17 protein-coding genes are annotated in these 16,190 nt (G+C 65.5%); 11 read left to right on the plus strand and 6 right to left on the minus strand.

Going from position 1 to position 16,190, the window contains the following annotated elements; genetic code table 11:
- Positions 1-54: 54 nt before the first annotated feature.
- Positions 55-1,272 carry a pyridoxal phosphate-dependent aminotransferase gene (locus M1E17_RS17215; protein WP_457963156.1) on the plus strand — a complete coding sequence of 406 codons (1,218 nt, stop codon included), beginning with the start codon at positions 55-57 and terminating at the stop codon, positions 1,270-1,272.
- A gap of 84 nt (positions 1,273-1,356) precedes the next feature.
- Here the strand turns inward: M1E17_RS17215 and M1E17_RS17220 are convergent, their stop codons facing one another.
- A complete protein-coding gene (locus M1E17_RS17220) occupies positions 1,357-2,040 on the minus strand; it encodes a LuxR C-terminal-related transcriptional regulator (RefSeq protein WP_457963157.1) in 684 nt (227 codons plus the stop codon).
- Positions 2,037-3,446, minus strand: coding sequence for an ATP-binding protein (locus tag M1E17_RS17225; RefSeq protein WP_457963158.1), 1,410 nt, complete (start codon positions 3,444-3,446; stop codon positions 2,037-2,039). Before M1E17_RS17225 ends, M1E17_RS17220 begins: the two co-directional genes overlap by 4 nt.
- A gap of 124 nt (positions 3,447-3,570) precedes the next feature.
- Here M1E17_RS17225 and M1E17_RS17230 point away from each other — a divergent pair, with 124 nt between their 5' ends.
- The 9 genes from M1E17_RS17230 (at position 3,571) to M1E17_RS17270 (ending at position 11,784) form a co-directional block, all read left to right on the plus strand.
- Entirely contained in the window at positions 3,571-5,232 is a 1,662-nt protein-coding gene (locus tag M1E17_RS17230) for a PspC domain-containing protein (RefSeq protein WP_457963159.1), read from the plus strand.
- A 1-nt stretch (position 5,233) separates the two neighbouring features.
- A complete protein-coding gene (locus tag M1E17_RS17235; protein ID WP_457963160.1) occupies positions 5,234-5,527 on the plus strand; it encodes a hypothetical protein in 294 nt (97 codons plus the stop codon).
- Between the two features lie 3 nt (positions 5,528-5,530).
- The gene (locus M1E17_RS17240; protein ID WP_457963161.1) at positions 5,531-5,788 is read left to right on the plus strand and encodes a PspC domain-containing protein; all 258 of its coding nucleotides are present in this window, start codon (positions 5,531-5,533) and stop codon (positions 5,786-5,788) included.
- A gap of 205 nt (positions 5,789-5,993) precedes the next feature.
- Positions 5,994-6,959 carry an ABC transporter ATP-binding protein gene (locus M1E17_RS17245; RefSeq protein ID WP_457963162.1) on the plus strand — a complete coding sequence of 322 codons (966 nt, stop codon included), beginning with the start codon at positions 5,994-5,996 and terminating at the stop codon, positions 6,957-6,959.
- Positions 6,956-7,819, plus strand: a complete 864-nt coding sequence (locus tag M1E17_RS17250; protein WP_457963163.1) for an ABC transporter permease — start codon at positions 6,956-6,958, stop codon at positions 7,817-7,819. Before M1E17_RS17245 ends, M1E17_RS17250 begins: the two co-directional genes overlap by 4 nt.
- Positions 7,820-7,925: 106 nt before the next feature.
- A complete protein-coding gene (locus M1E17_RS17255; RefSeq protein ID WP_457963164.1) occupies positions 7,926-9,245 on the plus strand; it encodes a sensor histidine kinase in 1,320 nt (439 codons plus the stop codon).
- Positions 9,242-9,874, plus strand: a complete 633-nt coding sequence (locus M1E17_RS17260) for a response regulator (protein WP_457963165.1) — start codon at positions 9,242-9,244, stop codon at positions 9,872-9,874. The genes M1E17_RS17255 and M1E17_RS17260 overlap by 4 nt, the downstream gene beginning before the upstream one ends.
- A 98-nt stretch (positions 9,875-9,972) precedes the next feature.
- Positions 9,973-10,998, plus strand: a complete 1,026-nt coding sequence (locus tag M1E17_RS17265) for an ATP-dependent 6-phosphofructokinase (protein WP_267275902.1) — start codon at positions 9,973-9,975, stop codon at positions 10,996-10,998.
- A 69-nt stretch (positions 10,999-11,067) separates the two neighbouring features.
- Entirely contained in the window at positions 11,068-11,784 is a 717-nt protein-coding gene (locus M1E17_RS17270) for a GNAT family N-acetyltransferase (RefSeq protein WP_457963166.1), read from the plus strand.
- Between the two features lie 17 nt (positions 11,785-11,801).
- On the opposite strand, the gene M1E17_RS17275 is transcribed toward M1E17_RS17270, so the two are convergent.
- The 4 genes from M1E17_RS17275 to M1E17_RS17290 all read right to left on the minus strand — a co-directional run bounded on the left by M1E17_RS17275 (position 11,802) and on the right by M1E17_RS17290 (position 15,069).
- Positions 11,802-12,302 (minus strand): ankyrin repeat domain-containing protein, encoded by a 501-nt coding sequence (locus M1E17_RS17275; RefSeq protein ID WP_457963167.1) that lies wholly within the window; start codon positions 12,300-12,302, stop codon positions 11,802-11,804.
- Entirely contained in the window at positions 12,302-13,384 is a 1,083-nt protein-coding gene (gene ygfZ / locus M1E17_RS17280; RefSeq protein ID WP_457963168.1) for a CAF17-like 4Fe-4S cluster assembly/insertion protein YgfZ, read from the minus strand. Before ygfZ ends, M1E17_RS17275 begins: the two co-directional genes overlap by 1 nt.
- A gap of 134 nt (positions 13,385-13,518) precedes the next feature.
- Complete coding sequence (locus M1E17_RS17285; protein ID WP_267275905.1) at positions 13,519-14,133, minus strand: nitrobindin family protein; 615 nt, start codon at positions 14,131-14,133, stop codon at positions 13,519-13,521.
- A gap of 168 nt (positions 14,134-14,301) precedes the next feature.
- Complete coding sequence (locus M1E17_RS17290) at positions 14,302-15,069, minus strand: permease (protein ID WP_457967813.1); 768 nt, start codon at positions 15,067-15,069, stop codon at positions 14,302-14,304.
- 350 nt (positions 15,070-15,419) lie between these two features.
- Here M1E17_RS17290 and M1E17_RS17295 point away from each other — a divergent pair, with 350 nt between their 5' ends.
- Positions 15,420-16,118 carry a winged helix-turn-helix transcriptional regulator gene (locus M1E17_RS17295; protein WP_214960787.1) on the plus strand — a complete coding sequence of 233 codons (699 nt, stop codon included), beginning with the start codon at positions 15,420-15,422 and terminating at the stop codon, positions 16,116-16,118.
- The last annotated feature ends 72 nt before the right edge of the window (positions 16,119-16,190 follow it).

A 16,190-nucleotide genomic window follows, 5' to 3' on the forward strand; every position in this document is an offset into this window, starting at 1 on the left:
CACGTCGAATTCCACCATTCAGCCTCCGGGCTGCAAGCGAAGAACGGACCCGCCATGTCTGCCGCCCGCGTTTCCCAGCGCATTTCCGCCATTGCCGAATCCGCAACCCTGGCCGTTGATGCCAAGGCCAAGGCGCTCAAGGCAGCAGGCCGGCCGGTCATTGGTTTCGGTGCCGGCGAACCGGACTTCCCCACGCCGGACTACATTGTCCAGGCTGCCATCGAAGCCGCCGGCCAGCCCAAGTACCACCGCTACTCCCCTGCCGCCGGCCTGCCCGAGCTGAAGAAAGCCATTGCGGAGAAGACCCTGCGCGATTCCGGCTATGCCGTGGACGCATCCCAGGTGCTGGTGACCAATGGCGGCAAGCAGGCGGTCTACAACACGTTCGCCACGCTGGTGGATCCGGGTGACGAAGTGATTGTTCCTACCCCGTTCTGGACCACGTACCCCGAGGCCATCCGGCTCGCCGGCGGCGTCCCGGTGGAGGTTTTCGCCGGCCCGGACCAGGACTACCTGGTGACCGTCGAGCAGCTTGAGGCAGCCGTCACTGACAAGACCAAAATCCTGCTGTTCGTCTCGCCGTCCAATCCCACAGGTTCTGTCTACTCGCCGGAACAGGTGGCGGAGATCGGCAAGTGGGCCGCGGCCAAAGGCCTCTGGGTGGTCACAGATGAAATCTATGAGCACCTGACCTACGACGGCGTGCCCTTCACCTCGATCGCTACGGCCGCCCCCGAACTTGGCGACAAAGTGGTCATCCTCAACGGCGTGGCCAAGACCTATGCGATGACCGGCTGGCGCGTGGGCTGGATGATTGGCCCGGCCGACGTCATCAAGGCCGCCACCAACCTGCAGTCCCACGCCACCTCCAACGTCTCCAACATCATGCAGATCGCTGCCCTCGCGGCCGTCTCCGGGCCGCTGACCGCAGTCGATGAAATGAAAGTCAGTTTTGACCGCCGTCGGAAGGCGATCGTTGCGGGCCTGAACGCCATCGAGGGGGTGGAATGCCCGACGCCGAAGGGCGCCTTCTACGTCTACGCGGACGTCCGTGCCCTGCTGGGTAAGGAATTCCCGACGTCGACCGGCACCGCCACGCCGTCGACCTCCGCCGAACTGGCTGCGCTGATCCTGGACGAGGTTGAAGTGGCAGTGGTGCCCGGTGAGGCTTTTGGCCCGTCCGGCTACCTGCGGCTCTCCTACGCCCTGGGCGACGACGACCTCGCCACCGGCGTTGCCCGCCTGCAGGATTTCCTGGGCAAAGCGCAGTAACCAGCCCCCCAAACCCCGATGCGCTATCACTTTTGGTCGCTAAACAGCACGGATAGCGACCAAAAGTGATAGCGCATCTTTGGGTTAGAGGAGGCGCCGCTCGGCGGCCCATTTTGTCAGCTCGTGCCGGCTGGAGAGCTGGAGTTTGCGCAGCACCGCGGACACGTGCGTTTCCACGGTCTTGATGCTGATGAAGAGCTCCTTGGCAACTTCCTTGTAGCTGTAGCCCCTCGCGATCAGGCGCATCACCTCCAGTTCGCGTGCGGAGAGCCTGTCCAGTTCGTCGTCCGCTATGTCCGCCGGGGCAGTGCCGAAGGCATCCAGGACAAACCCCGCCAGCCGGGGCGAGAAAACGGCGTCCCCGCCCGCTACCCGGAACACGGCATCGGTGATCTCGGCACCGGAGATCGTTTTGGTGACATACCCGCGCGCCCCGGCACGGATGACCGCCACCACGTCCTCGGCAGCGTCGGAGACGCTCAGCGCCAGGAATTTGGTGGTGCCCAGGAGTGCTGCAGAGCCTGCAATGACTTCGCGCCCGCCGCCGCCGAGGCCGCCCGGCAGGTGTACGTCCAGGAGGACCACCTCGGGACGTTCCCGGGCGATCACGGCGATGGCCTGCTCCACGGTGGCGGCTTCACCAACCACCTGGATGCCAGCATCGAGGTCTGCCTTAAGGCCCGAGCGGAAAATAGCGTGGTCATCCACGATCACCACCCGTACAGGCTGGGCGGGGCGGACAGGTCCTGTCCCCTGCAGGTTGTTCATGATCTTCCTTCCAAATTCTCCGTTGAGAGGGCCGGGAGGCCCAGCCGCACCTCAGTGCCATCGGCGGTGCTGGTGATGGACGCTGTCCCGCCATGGCGCTTCATGCGTCCGATGATCGATTCCCGGACACCAAGCCTGTCCTCCGGCACGTCATTGAGTTCGAAGCCCGGCCCCCGGTCCTTGACGAAGACCTCCGCGCGGCCATTGGAGACTTCCAGGTACACGGACACGGACCCGCCCCCGTGCCTGGAGGCGTTCAGCATCGCCTCACGGCTTGCCTGCACCAGGGCCTCGTGAGCTTCAGTCATGGCGGTGTCCCCCACACTCACCACTTCCACGGCGTTGCCCAGCAGATCCTCCACCTCAGCGGCCGTCGCCTTGATCCGGTCCGAGAGCTGGCCCGCGTCCTTCCCGGGGTCCTGGAACAGCCAGTTCCGAAGCTCACGCTCCTGGGCCCGTGCCAGCCGGACGACGTCGTGCTCGCTGCCTGCGCGCCGCTGGATCAGGGCGAGGGTCTGCAACACGGAATCGTGAAGATGGGCGGCGATCTCCGCCCGTTCCGTCTCCCGGATCCTGCCGGCGCGTTCGGATTCAAGGTCCCGCCAGAACTTCAGGGCCCACGGGAGCAGCACCAGGATCACTCCGCCCAGGACCGCCACCGACGCCAGCAGGGCAAGCCACGTCTGTTCCCAGGAACCCGAGCCGGACACCATCACCAGCACACCCGCCACCACCAGGGCCAGGCCTGCGGCAAGGCGGGCCCAGCCGCCCGCCTGGTCTGCCTTGGTCTTATCCAGCAGTCCCGCGCGGCGGGTCTCATCCAGCTGCATCCAGGCAATGGAGGCACCGCCCAGCACGGCGGCCGCCGGAATCAAGGTGCCCAGCGGCACATCAACGCCCAGGAGCTGGGCGATCAGGATTCCCGCCACCAGGAGGAGGCCGGCACCCAGCAGGATTTCCTTGCCGTACCGCATTGTGCGGACCCGGAACCATGGCGGCCGGACAGCAGCCTCATAGCCGGCCGGGGGCGGACCATAACCGGTGGCGGCAGGAGCGTAACCTGCCGTCCCTGGGCCGTTTTCAGTCGGCGTCGTCGGGGGCGCCGGAGGGGGCACCAAAGCAGGGGGCGGGGCAGCGCCGAATGCCGGATCCATGCTGACGGCAGGGGCAATGGGCGACGCCGGCCGCCTGGCGTTGCGCCGGGCACTTTCGTCAGCGGTGGGAACCATGATCCACAGCCAGGCGTAGAAGGCCAGGCCGGCACCGCCGGCGAGCGTTGCGAGCGCCATGCCGATCCTGACGTTCTTCACCGGCCAGCCAAGATGCGCCGCGAGCCCTGAGCACACGCCCGCAATCACGCGGTCGCTGCTGCGGACCAGCGGTGGGCGGGTAAAGGTTGTGCTCATGTGTCAATCCAAACACGGATCAGGGTTCCCCGGACCTGATTCCGGCCTGAACCGGGGGTATCTCAGGGACGGGTCAGGGTGTTCCCCAGTAGAGCGGGACGGCCCGGGACGGCAGGATCGAAGTATGAACTCGCAGACCCCCACCCCAGATGACGAACACCCCACCGAACCACTGCCGCCACGCGGAACCGAGCAGCCCACGGAACCGCTGACGTCCGGCCCGGCATCACCGCAGGACACTCCATCGTCCGCGCCGCGGGATGCAGCGGACCAGTCCCCTTCCGGCGAGCCATCCGCACAGGACGAGCCGTCCGGACAGGACACGGGACAGAACACGGGGCCGTACCCGGGGCCGTACGCAGGCGCCTACACAGGTCCGTCGTCGGGCCAGTACGCCGCCGCCAAAGCACCCGGCCAATCCACTGACTTCTTCACCTGGATCCGGAGCCACGGCATCCAACGGGGACGTGACCGCTGGATAGGCGGCGTCTCCAGCGGCATTGCCTACCGGATGGGCATCGATCCGCTGATTGTCCGCGGCATCTTCATTGTCCTCACCCTCTTCGCCGGAATCGGCGTGCTGCTCTACGGCCTGGCCTGGGCGTTCCTGCCCGAGCCGGACGGCCGCATCCACGTCCAGGAAGCTGGCGCTGGCCGGTGGTCCACGGGCATGACAGGTGCCCTGATCACCACCATAGTGGGCCTCACCGGGCTCGGCGGCGGCTTCTGGGGCTGGAGCCGCAACGGCTTCGGCGGATTCCTCTGGACCGTCTTCTGGGTGGGCGCCACCATCTACCTCATCTACTACCTGGCCCAACGCAGCAAGGCCCGGAATGGAGCACCCATGAACGCCACCCCGCAGCCAGCCGGCGCTGGCGGAAACGCAGCCTTCGCGGCCGCCTACCCTGCCTCCCCCTACACAGCCCCGTACTCCACAACCGACTCGGCAACCAATACCGGTTCCGGTTCTGGCTCTACAGGGACCCCTCCTTACTCGCCAACCCGGCCCGCCGGCCCCCTCCCGCCCTACGGCAGCGGCGGATTCCCGGGTGGCGGCAATTACAGCGGGGGCAGCTACGGCGGCGGAAACTACGGCGGAACCAGCTACGGCGGCGGCTACCAGCCGCCGCAGGGCCCGCCGCGCCCACCCAAGGTCCGCCCTGCCGGCCCGGGAACCCCTGCGGTGGCAATCACCGCCGGAACTGCCCTGCTTGTGGGCGGCGGGCTGAAAGCCCTGGACGCCGGAAACGTGATCAACCTCGGCGACTCCGCAAACGCCATTGTCTGGGCCAGCGCCGCAGCCGTCCTGGGCCTCGGCATCCTGATCTCCGGACTGCGCGGCAGGTCCTCAGGAATCCTGGGCTTCTTCGCCGTGGTGGCCCTGATTATCGGCGGGATCTTCAACGTCGTCGGTGACGGCGACAGGGTCCGCTTCACGCAAGTGGACTGGACGCCGGCCGGCATTGAACAGGCCCGGAACGGCTTCGACGTAACGGCGGGCCGCGGAACTGTTGACCTCACGGAACTCGGGGTGGCCGCCCCGCTGACGTCCGACGTCGTGGTTCCCCTGGACATCACCGCGAGCAACGTCAAGGTGGTCATCCCGGACAACGTCCCCGTGGACATCAAGGCCGACATGACCATGGGCAACATCCATGAAGGCGCCAACCACCGCAGCGGCATCTCCACCCGGGAAAGCAGCTACAACACCGAACTGCCCGGCGCCCGCCTGGTGGTCGAGATAGACGGCACCTTCAGCAACGTCACCATCCAGGAAGGGAACTGACATGAGCAACGTTGATCCGGCACCGGATTCAGACACCAAAGAAACGCCGACGGCGGGATCCTCCGAGTGGACAGAACCCACCGGCCCCGCGCCCACCCGGGTGGGAACCGTGGTCTGGGGCCTCGTGGTCCTGGCCCTCGCCGCCCTGATCATCATCGCCCAGCTTGGCATCGTGACCCTGAACGGCACCTATGTGCTCATTGGCCTGATGATCGGAGCCGGGGCCGCGCTGGTGGTCGGCGGGCTCCTGTCGGCACGGAAACGTGACAACGGGCCCACAACAGGGAAGTCTTGAGCCATGGACAAGTTTTTCAGCATCGTCAGGGGCTTCGGCCTGCAACGGGGACCCCAGCGCTGGCTGGGCGGTGTATGCGGAGGGATCGCTGCCAAGCTCAACGTGGATGTGGCCTTCGTCCGGATCGCCTTCCTGATCTTCTGCCTTCTGCCCGGACCCGCAGTGGTGTTCTATATCGCAGCCTGGCTGATCCTTCCGGACCAGCGGAACGTCATCCCGCTGCAGTCCTTTTTGGATAGGCGGTCCATCAACGGATCCTGACACCGGTGCCTTAGGGCCCCTGCTCTTTCGAGCAGGGGCCCTTTTGTGGTTGGCCAGAGTTTCGGGGCCAAGGTTGGGCCGAATTTCGGGGCCAAAGATTGGGGCCAAAGGGGCTGCCCCCAACCCTCCGTCCACCGGCCGGTTGACCCCAGGTTCAACCGGCCGGACCTGTTGGGTGCAGGCCCGGCCCTGACACGCTTGAAGCATGAAGCCTTCAGCCAGGCCCGGACCCGGGCCCACAGACGCGGCCATCTCTGTCCGCGGCCTCAGCAAAACGTACCAACTGCCCAAAGGCCAGGCGCTCACAGCGGTGGACCAGCTCGAACTGAGCATCAGGGCAGGTGAAACGTATGCGCTGCTGGGGCCCAACGGGGCCGGAAAATCTACCACCATCGAAATCCTCGAAGGGCACCGGAAACCGGACAGCGGTGATGTCCGCGTGCTTGGCACCAACCCATGGAAGGCCGCGCCGTCCTTCCGCGCAAGGATCGGCATCGTCCTGCAGGAAGCCACTGATTCAGGCGAACTCAGGGTATCGGAGGCCCTGAGGTCCCTTGCCTCCTGCTTTCCAAGGCCACATGGTGTGGACGAAGTGATCGAGGCGGTAGGACTCGGCGGCAAAGGCGGCGTCCGGATCTCCACCCTCTCCGGAGGCCAGCGACGGCGGCTTGACGTCGCGCTGGGGATCATCGGGCGCCCCGAGGTCCTCTTCCTGGACGAACCCACCACGGGCTTTGACCCGGAAGCCAGGCGCCAGTTCTGGGAGCTCATCCGGCAACTGAGCAGCGGTGGCACCACCATCGTGCTCACCACGCATTACCTGGATGAGGCCGAACAGCTCGCGGACAGGATCGGCGTGATCAACCACGGGCGCCTCATTGCGGAAGGCAGGCCCCAGGAAATCGGAGGGCCGGGCCTCCGGGTTCCCCGGGTCAGATGGCGGGACGCCATCGGTCCGCGCGAGGTGGTGACGGAGCATCCGGCAGCCCTGGTCCATTCACTGTCCGACGGCGGAGCTACCGAGCCGGCGGAGCTTGCCGTCGTCCGTCCAAGCCTTGAGGACATTTACCTCCAGCTGATCGGTTCCGCCAACACCGCTGCTTTTGAAGCTGAACCGGCCATAACCGGTTCCGGTCGGGCAGCATCCTCAACACCAGGAGTCCTCTCATGAACGTCACCCTCCCCGCGCCCAGCCAGCCGGCCGCTGGATCCGCCTGGAAGCCTTCCGCGTTCCGGCTCGGGATGGGCCGGGTGCTCCTTGAGGTCAAACTCTTTAACAGGGATGTGCTCTCGCTGGTCCTTGTCCTGTTCTTTCCCATCCTGATGATGTCCTTGTTCGGAACCGTCTTTGGCGACGAGCCCAACTTCGGAACGGACCCCAACGGCAACGGCGGCATCACCCCTGCGCACTATTACCTCCCCGGCATGCTGGCCCTGAGCACCATTCTCAGTGGCTTCCAGAACCTCAGCAGCTACGTGGCCACGGAACGGTTCAACGGCACAGTCAAACGCCTGGCCGGGACCCCGCTGCCCGCGGCGTCATACTTCATCGGCAAAACGGGGCAGACGCTGTACCTGATCGTGGCCCAGACGGTCCTGCTGCTCCTCGCGGCAAGGTTCCTCTTTGATGTGCCGCTTCCAACGGAGGCCGGGCAATGGCTCCTCATCACCGTGCTGATGATCCTGTCCACTGCGGCATGGGCAACTGTGGCCATCGCCTTCACCGCCCTGCCCAAGTCGGCGCAAAGCGCGTCCACGCTGGCGGTGCTCCCGGTGCTCCTCCTGTCCTTTACGTCGGGCGTCTACTTCCCCTTTTCCCAGCTCCCGGCCTGGTTGCAGTCAGTGGCCAACCTGTTTCCCCTCCGCTGGACGGCCAGCGCACTGCGGTCCGTTTTCCTCCCGGCTGGATTTGAAGCCGTTGAACCTGGCCAGAGCTATGACCTGCCCCTGACGTTCCTGGTGCTCGCCGTCTGGGCCGTCGCCGGTGCCATACTGGCGAAGCTGGTCTTCACGTGGCCACCGCAGAAGTAACCCCGCCGGAAACAGCCGCGGCCGTTGTAGCCTCCCTGCCGGGAGCCCTCCGGTTCTTGGACCTTACGTTCTTGGACCTTATGCAGGACGTGGATAGGGTGCAGGAATGAGCAACATCGGCGGGCGGACGGAGCGGCTGCTTCCGTCCCGTTCCGTCTGGACCACCTCCATGGTCTGGTGGCATGCAGGTTTCTACGCGGCGCTGGCCAGTGTGTCGTACCTCGCCATCTTCAGCCAGGAGCCGGAGCCCAATACGCCACTCGCCGTAGCCGCGCTGCTGCTGCTGGCGGTCGCCTACCCCTTCCTCACGCGCACCCGGGACCTCAGAACAGCAAAGCCCACGGTGTACGTAGCGCTGTTGGTGGCCGTGGTGGTGTTCCTCTCCTTCGTCTATGACGGAGCCGGCGTCCTGCTGTTCGTCGCCTTCCCGCAGGTGTGGATGTTCACTGCCTCCCAGCGCCAGGGCGTGGTGGCCACAGCGGTGCTGTGTGTGGGCGTGGCCGCCGGGCAGATCAGCCGCTGGGGATTGGAGGGCACGGAGGTTTACGGCATCTCTGCGCAGCTCGTGACCTCCTTTGTGGCCAGCTGCATGATCGGGCTGTGGATCTCCAAGGTCATCGAACAAAGTGAGCAGCGGGCCGAGCTGCTGGCAGAGCTGGAGGCGACGCGCAAGGAGCTCAGTGAAGCGGAGCAGGCCCGGGGAGCCCTCGCAGAGCGTGAACGGATGGCCAGGGAAATCCATGACACCCTGGCCCAGGGGTTCACGTCCATTGCCATGCTCTCCGAAGCGGCGCAGGCACAACTCAGGACCCGGCCAGCCGTTTCCGCCACTGCCCCTTCCGCCAATGCACAGACGGGCAACCCCCGGGCAGCCGTGGAAGCGCCAGATGACAGGGACCTGGGATTGATGGACAGCCTCACCGCAATCGCCCAAACGGCACGGGACAATCTTGCTGAAGCACGTTCGCTGGTGGCCTCCGGGGTGCCGTCCGATGTTCAGGGCGGCGACCTCATCGCGGCACTGAGGCGCCTGCCCGACAGTATGCACCTGGAAGGAATCCTGCTGACCGTGGAGGTGCCGGACACCGTCCAGCCGCTTTCGTCGACCCAGCAGGTGGCGCTGCTCCGGACGGTCCAGGAAGCCCTGAATAATGTCCGGAAGCACTCGGGCGCAACGGCCGCCAGAGTGCTGGTGGAAGTCAGGAACAACGCGTCCCAACAGCAGCTCCGGCTGACTGTCACCGACAACGGATGCGGCTTCGACCCCTCCGCCGTGCACAGCGGCTTTGGCCTGAAGTCCATGGCGGCCCGGCTTCAGGAAATCCACGGCGATCTGACGGTCACCTCCTCCGGCGCCGGGACCACCCTGACCGCCGTCGTTCCCATCGCCCGCGCCACAACCACAGAAACGGGAGATGCCCTGTGAGCGGCCCAACCCAGGTCAGGGTCATTCTTGCCGACGACCACCCTGTGGTCCGCGGCGGCCTCGCTGCCCTGCTGGGCACCGCCGAGGGGATCGACGTGGTGGCCGATGCTGGAAACGGCCAGGAGGCGGTGGCAGCCGTTGAGCTGCACCGGCCCGATGTGGTGCTGATGGACCTGCGAATGCCGGTGCTCGACGGCGCCGGCGCAACAGCGCAGATCCGCGACCGGTTCCCGGCCACCAAAGTGCTGGTGCTGACCACCTACGACGGCGACGCGGACATCGTCAGGGCGGTGGAGTCCGGTGCTGTCGGATATCTGCTCAAGGATTCCCCCGGAGACACCATCATCGATGCGGTTTTCGCCGCGGCCCGGGGTGAGACCGTCCTGGCGCCGCCGGTAGCGGCGCGGCTCGTCTCGCGCCTGCGCGCTCCGGAGAGGCCGCAGCTCACTGCCCGTGAGGTGGAGGTCCTGCGCTGGGTGTCCCACGGCTTGAGCAATCCGGAGGTCGCGGCCCGGCTGCACATCGCCGAAGCCACCGTGAAAACACACCTTCTGCGGGTCTTCAACAAGCTGGACGTGGATGACAGGACCAGGGCAGTGGTCATCGCAATGGAACGGGGCCTTTTGTAACCGGTTTGTGTCGTAACCCACACTCAGCACTACAATCTAGGTTGAGCTCAGCGTGGCGCTCTGCCTGTATTCCTCAACACCAGGATTTGAGCCGAGACATGAAAATTGGAATTCTCACCAGCGGTGGCGACTGCCCCGGACTGAACGCAGTCATCCGCGGAGCGGTCCTCAAAGGCATCGCAATCCACGGCCACGAATTTGTGGGATTCCTTGACGGCTGGCGCGGCGTCGTCGAAGGCGACATCATCGACATCCCCAGAACCATGGTCCGGGGCATCGCCAAGCAGGGCGGCACCATCCTGGGCACCTCCCGGACCAACCCGTTCGAGAACGGCGGCGGCCCCGAGGTCATCAAAGCCCACATGGAGCGGCTTGGAATCGACGCCATCATCGCCATCGGAGGCGAGGGCACGCTCGCTGCAGCCAAGCGCCTCACCGACGCCGGCCTGAAGATCGTGGGCGTCCCCAAGACCGTTGACAACGACCTGGACGCTACGGACTACACCTTCGGTTTTGACACGGCAGTCCAGATCGCCACCGAGGCCATCGACCGGCTGCGCACCACCGGCGAATCCCACCACCGGTGCATGATCGCGGAAGTAATGGGCCGGCACGTGGGCTGGATCGCCCTGCACGCCGGCATGGCCGCCGGAGCCCATGCCATCCTCATTCCTGAGCAGAAGGTCAGCATCGAGCAGATCACCGAATGGGTGCAGGAAGCCCACGACCGTGGCCGTGCGCCGCTGGTGGTGGTTGCGGAAGGCTTTGTCCCGGACCACATGGAATCCCCGCATTCCGAACGCGGCCTTGACACCTTCGGCAGGCCCAGGCTTGGCGGCATTGCCGACCAGCTTGCTCCCGAGCTTGAAGCCCGTACCGGCATTGAAACCCGTGCCACCATCCTGGGACACATTCAGCGTGGCGGTGTTCCCTCCGCCTTCGACCGGGTCTTGGCGACCCGGCTGGGTATGGCCGCCATCGACTCCGTGGTGGAGGGCTACTGGGGAACCATGGTGGCGCTCAAGGGCACTGACATTGAGCATGTGGGCTTCCAGGAGGCCCTGGGCAAGCTGAAAACCGTGCCGCAGAGGCGTTACGACGAAGCGGCCGTCCTGTTCGGCTGATCCGAACCACGGCTGGTCCGAACCACGGCTGGTCCGAACCACAGGGCTCCTTCGTCATAGGCTGGGGACATGACTCTTGACCCGGGAACCGCCGCCATCATCCAGCTCGCATGGGCAAGGCGGCTGGGGCTCGACGACGATGCTTTTGCTGAATCGCTCAGGTCCGGCGAACGCATCGTCCGGGTAGATGATGCGGCGCGGACAGTTGAGTTCGTGCGGCTGTTCGGAAGTTCCGCCCTGGTGGGCCCCGAGTGGATCATTGACGCCGCTGCCGGGATTCCGGACGAGGAGATGGCCCATCACGTCACGCTGCTGACCCTGACACGGACGCACGGCGGACACGGACTGGGGTCCGCTGCGCTGTTCTTTGCCGACGATCTGCCCCTGCGGCAGCCCTCCCAGGAGCTGACCGTCTCCCATGGAAATCCGGAGGCGATCGAACTGGAGGGGCTCTGCCCGCCAGACGACGTCAATGAGGTGGGCCTGTCAGACCTGGAAAACCGCTACACCATTATCCGTGAGGTGGAAGGCCGAAGAGTGCCCATAGCCTGCGGCGCCTACACGGAATGGGAAGGGCTGCTCGCCCAAATGGGTGTCCTGGTGGACCCCGAATGGCGGCGGCAAGGAATGGGCTCCCTGGCGGCGTCCATCGCCGCCCATGAGGCGCTGGCTGCCGGCCTCACGGTGCAGTGGCGGGCGGAAGTCAGCAACACAGGTTCACTGGCCCTGGCCCGGAAGCTCGGGCTGTCCACGGGCGGCATCCAGACGAGCGTGCACCTGGGCTGAGCGACAAGCCTCAAGGCCTACTGGCCGAACAGGTCCAGGATCTCCGCGCGCGCGAACATCTGGGCGGCTGCGCGCGCTGACGGAGAACCTGCATCAGGATCAGCGCCGGCTTGCAGCAGCACCTTGGCCACGTCCGCATACCCCTTGAAGGCGGCCCCGGCCAACGGCGTCTGCCCGCGGTCATTTGCTGTGTTGGCTTCTCCGCCATGCTGGAGCAGCAGCTGCACCGTTTCGGCATGGCCGTGATACGCAGCCAGCATCAGCAGGGAATCTCCGGCGGCGTTGGTCATGGTGGCAGGCGCGCCCGCGTCCAGGTAACTGCCCAGGAGTGCGGAATCGCCGTCCCTCGCCGCCTGGAACAGCCTATGGGCAAGAGCTACTGCCGCCTCATCCGGCTCCGGCGCGGCCCCGTCTGGGGCGGCAGGCCCGGCGCCGTAGCCGGCAGGGCCGGCGCCCTCAGTGCCTGGCTGCGGTGACGCGCCGGAAAGTGATGGCCCGGAGGCGGCAGGTTCAGTCATCAGTGGGTCCCCCTGAGGAATCCGGTTGGGCGCCCCACCACTTGGCCGGCGTCTGGCGCAACGATCACTTCCTGGGCGGCGACGTATGGTTCCTCGCCGTCCATGACTGTCAGTATTTCATCCGGCCCCACGGACCGCTTGATCACGGCCAAGGCAACCGATCCCATCTCGTAATGCTGGGCTACCGAGGTAACCACACCAACCTTGCGCTCCCCCAGCAGCACCTGGCTGCCCGGAGCCGGCATGGTGTGCTGGGACCCGTCCAGTTGAAGGAACACCAGCCGCCGCGGCGGATGGCCGAGGTTGTGCACGCGGGCAACCGTCTCCTGGCCCTTGTAGCAGCCTTTGCTCAGGTGCACTGCCGTGCGCAGCAGATCGAGCTCGTGCGGAATGGTCTTGTCATCGGTTTCAGCGCCCAGCCGCGGCCGCCAGGCGGCGATGCGGAGGGCCTCTGCAGCGAGGATCCCGGCCAGCGGGCGGTCGCCCACAGTTTCGGCAAGCTCGGCAGCAGGAACCAGGTACTCGATCCACGGCCGGTCCACTCCCGGGTGGTCAGCCTCCGCCACCACAGCATACGAATACCCGCCGGCGCCAACGTGCGGCCAGGGATCCCGCCAGGACAGCAGCCCTGCCCATTCCTCCACAGGTTTGGTGGAGCCAATGACGGCCCACTCCCCCGAGACATCCTGGATCTCGACCCGCAGCATGAACTTCATCCGGGTCAGCCATTCGGCCAGCGGCGCCGCTTCGGCAGCCTCCACGATCAGCCAGGTGGTCCCGCCGTCGTCTACAACACGGGCGTCAAATTCGATCCGGCCCTGGACAGTCAGCAGGAGCAGTTCGCTCGATTCGCCCGGCTGCAGGGCAGTGAGCTGTTGTGAGGACAACGTGTTCAGCCAGCTCAGCCGGTCCGGTCCGGTGACGGTGACTACACCGCGGTGGGAAAGATCGACGACGGCCGTACCTGCCGCGAGGGCGCGCTGCTCCCGGAGCGGCTCACCGTAATGCGCGGCGACGCCGGCGTCCGGACCGGCGGCTTCAACCGCGCCAGGGCGCGACAACAGGGGGCTTTGAGTAGTCATATGTAGTAGAAGTCCTTGATGGTCAACGGTATTCCGGTTTTCGACATCGAATCCAGGGGCATCCGTCCGCCAGATGCCAGCGCCGTCTGCCGCCGCACTCAGGACACCCTTCTACGGCTCGGGAAACCTATGGCTCAGGACACCCTTTTAAGGAAGGCGGAAGCATGAGCCTCCAGCCCCTTGCCCGGCTCTGTGGTTCCGCCGGTGGCAACGTCCCACCGCCAGAGCAGGTTGCCGTCCACGAGGCCGAAGATCCGCGTGGCCGCGCTGTAATCCTTGGAGTGGCTGCCCCGCATCACCATGTCGGTGGTGAGCTGGATCTGCGGGCCCTTGATCTGGCCGTAGTACAGCTCCGAGATTCCTCCCGGGTGCGAGATGGAGACAGAGATGTCGAACCCGCCGTCCTTGTTGCGCAGGGCCTCGACTTCGTCGGCGCTTTTCAGGGCTGGGACAATATCGGCAGGTACCAGGCCGGGGCCGCCGTCGGCATCCAGCTGTTTGCGCTCCAGCGCCCAAAAGCCGGTTTCCACGGTGAGGGGCCGGAGCCGCGTGCCGTCGTCGTCGGTCAGCCAGCTTTCGGCACGGTACTGCAGGTAGGGCAGCCCGTTATGCGTGAACGATACGTGCTGGAGAAAGTGCTCGGAGTCCTCATCACCAGTTCCAAGCCGGCCGCGGCCTTCCCACTCTCCAATGAGCCAGGAAAGCGGAACAAGTTCTGGTGTCAGATCAGTTGGTATCTCAATCGGCACAGCAATTACCTCTGGAAACGGCTAGCTTCGGAAGTGGTCTACTTCTGGCCTTTGAAGAGCCGGTAAACCACAAAGCCGGCGAACCAGGCCATGGCCAGGCCGGCGATACCGAGCAGGACAAGGAAGAAAATTTCGAATGCAAGTACGGACATGATGCCATCCTAACGCTTAGTAGATGAGTAGTTTGTCTATGAAGTAGGCCAGGGAACCCACCGCTGAGACCGGCGCAAGACCCATGCTAAGGGCCGCCGGAAAATTAAGTGGAGCGCCGCGGACTGTGACAAGCCGGCGAAAGCTGACCAGCACTGCCCCCACCACCACACCGAAGATGGCGGCCGGCAACACCGCGATATCGGAGAAAATAAGGCCGGCCAACGGACCGGCAAGACCTGCCAGCACGATCCCGAGGGGCGCCACAATACTGTCGGGCCATCGGATCAGCCCGGCAAGCAACGCAACCGCCGCGCTGATGGCCGCCACCAGCAGCATTTCCCGCACCCCGTTGAAACGGGCACCGGCGATCCAGCCCGCGCCGAGGCAGGACAGGAGCACGCCGACGCAACAGCCAAGGGTGGACTCCAGCCGCTGGGCCTGGCCCGTCCCGCGGATCAGCTCCACCACGAACACGGCCATCATTCCCAGCGCGATGAAGGCGGGGGTCCAGTCCAGGAACCCCGGCGCCGGGGCGAAGCCGGCGGCAATAGCCGATCCCGCTCCGGAGAGGCCAATAACAGCGGCGAGGGTTTTCTTCGCGGGAATGCGCAGGAAGTGCGGCCAGCCGATGCCTACGGCAAGGGCAATAGCGGCTGCCACTGCCACCAATGCCTCACGGGAGCTGTACACACCGGCGATGACCGCAGCCAGCCCGGCCACGCCCACAACGCCGATGGTCCAGGATCCCAGGGAGCGTACCGGGGCCTGCAGCTCGGCCGTCATAAAGTACCTGGCCCTGACGTGCCCGGCGTCGATTCTGCACTCAATTCTCTGTGATCCCATTCTGGCCGTAGTCCCGGGAGGGCAGCTGGCGCCTCCGTGGCAGGACGGTGTGCCCCTTTGCTCAATCCTGCCCTATATGAACGGCATATGTCGCAAAACGAACCACCAAATGGACCTCATCCATAGCTGCCGGGTGGCGGTTGGGTATACTCAAAGCTCAGCTACGCTTCCTGCTACGGTGGCCAGCCGGATAGCTCCATCGTCGGCCCAGACCGCAGCAGTGAGACAGTATCGGCCGGTGAAAACCGGTTCAGTCGCTCAAAGATGCGCGGACGGCCCTTGGAGGAATAATGTCGCACATCCTGTTACTGACGAACAGCACCGGCTCATCGGTGGACATCCTGCCTGCCCTGGAATTGCTGAACCACCGTGTACACATCCTCGCTGCAGAGCCGACTGCCCTGCTCGAAACAGACCCGTGCGACATCGTGCTTTTGGACGCCCGCAAGGACCTCGTTGGCGCCCGCTCCCTGACGCAGCTGCTGAAGGCAACCGGCCTGAGCGCACCGCTGGTCCTCATCCTCACCGAAGGCGGAATGGCTGCCGTCTCCTCAGCCTGGGCTGTGGATGACATCGTGCTGGATTCCGCCGGGCCCGCCGAAGTGGAGGCCCGAATCCGGCTCTCCGTGGCCAGGGCCGTACCCGACAAAGAGGACGTACCCACCGAAATCCGGGCCGCCGGCGTCGTTATCGATGAAGCGAGCTATACCGCCCGGGTCAACGGTGCTGCACTGAACCTGACCTTCAAGGAGTTTGAACTCCTCAAATACCTGGCGCAGCACCCCGGGCGTGTCTTTACCCGCCAGCAGTTGCTGACAGAAGTGTGGGGCTACGACTACTACGGCGGCACCCGCACCGTGGACGTCCACGTCCGGCGCCTGCGGGCAAAGCTCGGGGCCGACCACGAAAACCTGATCAGCACTGTCCGCAACGTGGGCTACCGCCTGACCCTGGTCCGTCAGCAGGAAGACGAACTGACCGAGGCCTGACACTGGTGCCGTCCATCAAAACCCCGGTGAACGCGGAAATGCCCCGGACCATTGGTCCGGGGCATTTCCCTT

The sequence above is a fragment of the Arthrobacter sp. D1-29 genome, from assembly GCF_054130585.1.

What these genes read in the sequence shown, in the direction of transcription:
- M1E17_RS17215 (WP_457963156.1), top strand. Translation starts at nt 55, where the DNA reads ATGTCTGCCGCCCGCGTTTCCCAGCGCATTTCCGCCATTGCCGAATCC.
- M1E17_RS17220 (WP_457963157.1), bottom strand. Translation starts at nt 2,040, where the DNA reads ATGAACAACCTGCAGGGGACAGGACCTGTCCGCCCCGCCCAGCCTGTA.
- M1E17_RS17225 (WP_457963158.1), bottom strand. Translation starts at nt 3,446, where the DNA reads ATGAGCACAACCTTTACCCGCCCACCGCTGGTCCGCAGCAGCGACCGC.
- M1E17_RS17230 (WP_457963159.1), top strand. Translation starts at nt 3,571, where the DNA reads ATGAACTCGCAGACCCCCACCCCAGATGACGAACACCCCACCGAACCA.
- M1E17_RS17235 (WP_457963160.1), top strand. Translation starts at nt 5,234, where the DNA reads ATGAGCAACGTTGATCCGGCACCGGATTCAGACACCAAAGAAACGCCG.
- M1E17_RS17240 (WP_457963161.1), top strand. Translation starts at nt 5,531, where the DNA reads ATGGACAAGTTTTTCAGCATCGTCAGGGGCTTCGGCCTGCAACGGGGA.
- M1E17_RS17245 (WP_457963162.1), top strand. Translation starts at nt 5,994, where the DNA reads ATGAAGCCTTCAGCCAGGCCCGGACCCGGGCCCACAGACGCGGCCATC.
- M1E17_RS17250 (WP_457963163.1), top strand. Translation starts at nt 6,956, where the DNA reads ATGAACGTCACCCTCCCCGCGCCCAGCCAGCCGGCCGCTGGATCCGCC.
- M1E17_RS17255 (WP_457963164.1), top strand. Translation starts at nt 7,926, where the DNA reads ATGAGCAACATCGGCGGGCGGACGGAGCGGCTGCTTCCGTCCCGTTCC.
- M1E17_RS17265 (WP_267275902.1), top strand. Translation starts at nt 9,973, where the DNA reads ATGAAAATTGGAATTCTCACCAGCGGTGGCGACTGCCCCGGACTGAAC.
- M1E17_RS17270 (WP_457963166.1), top strand. Translation starts at nt 11,068, where the DNA reads ATGACTCTTGACCCGGGAACCGCCGCCATCATCCAGCTCGCATGGGCA.
- M1E17_RS17275 (WP_457963167.1), bottom strand. Translation starts at nt 12,302, where the DNA reads ATGACTGAACCTGCCGCCTCCGGGCCATCACTTTCCGGCGCGTCACCG.
- ygfZ (WP_457963168.1), bottom strand. Translation starts at nt 13,384, where the DNA reads ATGACTACTCAAAGCCCCCTGTTGTCGCGCCCTGGCGCGGTTGAAGCC.
- M1E17_RS17290 (WP_457967813.1), bottom strand. Translation starts at nt 15,069, where the DNA reads ATGACGGCCGAGCTGCAGGCCCCGGTACGCTCCCTGGGATCCTGGACC.
- M1E17_RS17295 (WP_214960787.1), top strand. Translation starts at nt 15,420, where the DNA reads ATGTCGCACATCCTGTTACTGACGAACAGCACCGGCTCATCGGTGGAC.